At 72.9% G+C, this 941-nt stretch carries 1 protein-coding gene; it reads right to left on the reverse strand.

What is annotated here, in order from left to right; translation table 11 throughout:
- Window positions 1-810: methyltransferase (locus KWI83_RS37775; protein WP_374106467.1), on the reverse strand; the 810-nt coding region annotated here is incomplete at its 3' end.
- Between the last annotated feature and the right edge of the window lie 131 nt (window positions 811-941).

The raw sequence follows: 941 nt of genomic DNA on the forward strand, positions 1-941 counted from the left end.
GGTGCGGTGGTGGCGCAGGTCGCGTACGTCGCCGACGAAGATCCGCCCGCCGGGCGCCAGCAGCGGCACCAGCCCCCGCAGCACCTCCACCGCATACCGCGCCCCGGGGAAGTACTGCACCACCGAGTTCAGCACCACCGTGTCGAAGAACCCCCGCGGCAACCCCTCGGTCTCCAACGCCGAACCGACCCGCAACCGCACCCGCTCCGCCCACTCCTCCCCCGCGATCGCGGCCCGCACCTGCTCCACCGCCGCCGCCGACACATCCACGCCCCAGTAGCACTCCGACCGCGCCGCCAGCTCCCGCAGCAACAGCCCGTTGCCCACACCCACTTCCAGCACCCGGCCCGGCCCCAAAGCACCGATCCGCGCCACCGCCGCCGCACGCCACTCCTCCATCTCCGCCACCGGAATCGGCGCCCCGTCATAACTGCTGTTCCAGCCCGCGAACGGGTTGTCGGCGCTCTCCCGGTACAGGGCGTCGTAGAGTCCGTGCCACTCCTCGACATGCTCGGCCTCGGTCCGCAGGTCGCGGTCGGTCGGGGCGGTCGCGCCGGCGTCCGCGGGGACCAGGTAGGCGGCGAGGGCCCGGTCGCCGGGGCGGTCCTCCCGGGTCACCACGGTGGCCTGGGCGAGTTCGGTGTGCCGGACGAGTACGGCCTCGATCTCGGCGGTCTCCACGCGGAACCCGCGGATCTTCACCTGCCCGTCCGAACGCCCCGCGAACTCCAGCACCCCGTCCGCACGCCACGCCACCACATCACCCGTGCGATACATCCGCTCCCCACCACCGGAGAACGGATCCGCCACGAACCGCTCCGCCGTCAGCCCCGCACGCCCCGCATACCCCCGCGCCACACCAGCACCCGCCACATACAACTCACCACGCACCCCCACCGGCACCGGACGCAACGCCCCGTCCAGCACGTACACCCGGGTGT

Origin of the sequence: Streptomyces sp. TRM70350 (assembly GCF_019219825.1) — a bacterium.
GTDB lineage: Bacteria > Actinomycetota > Actinomycetes > Streptomycetales > Streptomycetaceae > Streptomyces.